This window comes from uncultured Bacteroides sp., from assembly GCF_958445495.1.
Taxonomy (GTDB): Bacteria; Bacteroidota; Bacteroidia; order Bacteroidales; family Bacteroidaceae; genus Bacteroides.
Genome location: NZ_CAUCSQ010000100.1, coordinates 1 through 3453, shown reverse-complemented (window position 1 = coordinate 3453; position 3453 = coordinate 1). Strand labels below are relative to the sequence as shown.

Sequence of the window (3453 nt, the reverse complement as noted above, 5' to 3'; positions counted from 1 at the left end):
TTAATTCAATGAGTGATTTAGAGAACAAAAAAACGGAGGAAACTCCCAAAAAACGCCCCTACAATTTAAGGGAAAAGAAGGAAAAAAAGGCTGCCTATAGGTCTTTAATCAGACCGGAACTGGCAGATGAGTTGTATGACAAGATTCTGAATATCATTGTCGTACAGAAAAAGTACAAGGACCCTGACTATTCTGCAAAAGATTTGGCGAAGGAGTTGAAGACAAACACCCGTTATCTTTCTGCAGTGGTTAATTCTCGTTTCGGCATGAATTATTCTTGTCTGTTGAACGAATACAGAGTGAAAGATGCTTTGCATTTGTTGACAGATAAACGTTATGCAGACAAAAATGTGGAAGAAATCAGCGCTATGGTTGGCTTTGCAAACCGTCAATCTTTTTACGCTGCATTTTATAAAAACATAGGTGAGACTCCTAACGGATATCGCAAAAGACATTTGGAAAATAAAAAGTAATTGCGTTTTCCGGAATTGATTGAAAAAGGAATTACCTCTGAATGGAAAAGATTTAGGGATAATTCCTTTTCCCATTTTAATGAATCAATATCGACAGAATGAAAAAACACCTTATTTCAATGGCGGTAGCCGCTACGTTTCTTGTGTCGTGCGGAGGAGCCGGAACAACAACCGCCGAGGCGGATAAATTTGATTATACAGTGGAACAATTTGCAGATTTACAGATATTACGTTATCGGGTTCCCGGATTTGAGGAACTGACATTAAAACAGAAAGAATTGATTTATTACCTGACAGAGGCGGCTCTGGAAGGACGTGACATCCTGTTCGACCAAAATGGAAAATATAATTTGAGAATCCGGAGGATGCTTGAAGCCGTATATACGAATTACCAGGGCGATAAGACCGCCGGTGACTTCAAGAATATGGAAGTTTACCTCAAAAGAGTCTGGTTTTCCAATGGCATTCATCACCATTACGGTACGGAGAAATTCATACCGGGCTTTTCTCAGGATTTTTTGAGACAGGCCGTACTTGGGATAAATCCCGAATTGTTGCCGTTGTCGGAAGGACAGACTGCAGAACAGCTTTGCGATGAGCTGTTTCCGGTGATTTTCGATTCGGCCGTTATGCCTAAACGGGTGAATCAGGCTGACGGTGAAGACCTCGTATTGACTTCCGCCTGCAATTACTATGACGGAGTGACGCAAAAGGAAGCGGAAGAGTTCTATAATGCGAAGAAAAATCCCGAAGATGAAACGCCGGTTTCTTATGGCTTGAACAGTCGTTTGGTGAAAGAGAACGGAGAGTTACGGGAAAAAGTGTGGAAAGTGGGCGGACTTTATACACAAGCGATTGAAAAAATCGTTTATTGGTTGAAGAAAGCGGAAACAGTAGCCGAAAATGATGCGCAGAGGGCGGTTATAGGCAAGCTGATTCGGTTTTATGAAACCGGTGACCTGAAAGATTTTGACGAGTATGCGATTCTTTGGGTGAAAGATCTTGATTCGCGTATTGATTTTGTAAACGGGTTTACGGAGAGCTACGGCGATCCGTTGGGGATGAAGGCCAGTTGGGAATCTTTGGTTAATTTAAAAGATTTGGAATCTACCCGCCGTACGGAAATAATCAGTAGCAACGCACAATGGTTTGAAGACCATTCACCGGTAGATAAGGCTTTTAAGAAAGACCGGGTGAAAGGGGTATCGGCCAAAGTAATCACTGCCGCGATTCTTGCCGGTGACCTCTATCCGTCAACGGCTATCGGCATCAATCTTCCGAATGCCAACTGGATTCGTGCGCATCACGGTTCGAAGTCGGTAACGATTGGAAATATAACCGATGCATATAATAAAGCCGCTCATGGTAACGGATTCAATGAAGAGTTCGTGTACGGCGATACGGAAAAACAGTTGATTGACACTTATGCTGATTTGACGGATGAACTTCATACGGACTTGCATGAATGCCTGGGACACGGTTCCGGCAAGTTGCTTCCGGGAGTAGACCCGGATGCCTTGAAAGCATACGGTTCCACCATTGAAGAAGCGCGTGCCGATTTGTTCGGGCTTTATTACGTGGCCGACCCGAAATTGCTGGAGCTGAAACTCCTTCCTTCTCCTGATGCTTATAAGGCCCAGTATTATACCTATCTGATGAATGGGCTGATGACGCAGTTGGTACGCATTGAACCCGGAAATACGGTGGAAGAGGCGCACATGCGTAACCGGCAGTTGATTGCCCGTTGGGTATTCGAGAAAGGAGCCGCCGACAAAGTGGTGGAAATGGTGAAGAAAGACGGGAAGACGTATGTGGTAATCAACGACTACCGGAAGTTGCGCGAACTTTTCGGCAAACTGCTGGCGGAAATACAACGCATCAAATCGACCGGTGATTTTGAGGGCGCTCGTGCTTTAGTGGAGAATTATGCCGTGAAAGTCGATTCGGACTTGCACGCTGAAGTGTTGGAACGCTATAAGAAACTGAATCTGGCTCCCTACAAAGGTTTTGTAAACCCGAAATATGAATTGGTGAAAGATGATAACGGAAATGTAACGGATGTCACGATATCTTATGACGAAGGTTATGTAGAACAAATGTTGCGTTACAGCAGGGATTATTCTCCTCTGCCTTCCGTAAACTGAAAAGAATATGGACATTAAAGAACAACTGAAAGATATCAAAACGCAGCTCCGCCTTTCTATGAACGGGGCTGTTTCTCAAAGTATGCGTGAAAAGGGGTTGGTCTACAAACTCAATTTCGGCGTGGAATTGCCCCGTATCAAGGCCATCGCCGGAAAGTATGAGAAAGAGCATAGCTTGGCGCAGGCGTTATGGAAGGAAAATATCCGCGAGTGTAAGATTCTGGCCGCTATGCTCCAGCCGGTTGATACATTCTATCCGGAGATTGCCGATATCTGGGTGGAAGATATCCGGAATATCGAGATTGCCGAACTGACCTGTATGAACCTTTTCCAGCATTTGCCTTATGCTCCTGCCAAATCTCTCCAGTGGATTGCGGACGAACGCGAGTACGTGCAAACCTGCGGATTCCTGACTGCGGCGCGGCTCCTGATGAAGAAAGGAGATATGACGGAACGGGCTTCCGGCGAGTTGCTCGACCAGGCTGTCTGTGCGGCGCATTCGGAGAGCTACCATGTGCGTAATGCGGCTTTGCTGGTGATTCGCAAGTATATGCAACACAGTGAAGAACATGCTTTCCAGGTATGCCGGTTGGTAGAAGGAATGGCCGATTCCGGCGTGGAGGCGGAACAAGTACTTTACAATATGGTAAAAGAAGAGGTATCCTTCCGATAACGTTTTCATAAGGAAAGGGAATGAGGCGGTAAGGTGACGGAACAGACCGTAACTTTATCGCCTCATTGCCTGATAATATCGCGCCGTTACATTTTCTTTTAAAGAAAATTCTTTTGCTTTCCGCAAAAAAGGCTTAACTTTGTTCGCGCTAATTTTGGCTGAT

At 45.0% G+C, this 3453-nt stretch carries 3 protein-coding genes; all 3 read left to right on the top strand.

Translation table 11 applies throughout. From position 1 onward, the window contains the following. Window positions 1-8 precede the first annotated feature (8 nt). Window positions 9-473 (top strand): AraC family transcriptional regulator, encoded by a 465-nt coding sequence (locus Q5076_RS17830; protein WP_303015157.1) that lies wholly within the window; start codon window positions 9-11, stop codon window positions 471-473. 98 nt (window positions 474-571) lie between these two features. Continuing rightward, window positions 572-2617, top strand: a complete 2046-nt coding sequence (locus tag Q5076_RS17825) for a dihydrofolate reductase (protein ID WP_303015155.1) — start codon at window positions 572-574, stop codon at window positions 2615-2617. 7 nt (window positions 2618-2624) lie between these two features. Further along, window positions 2625-3290: a DNA alkylation repair protein gene (locus Q5076_RS17820; protein ID WP_303015152.1), complete on the top strand. Its 666-nt coding sequence runs from the start codon at window positions 2625-2627 to the stop codon at window positions 3288-3290. The last annotated feature ends 163 nt before the right edge of the window (window positions 3291-3453 follow it).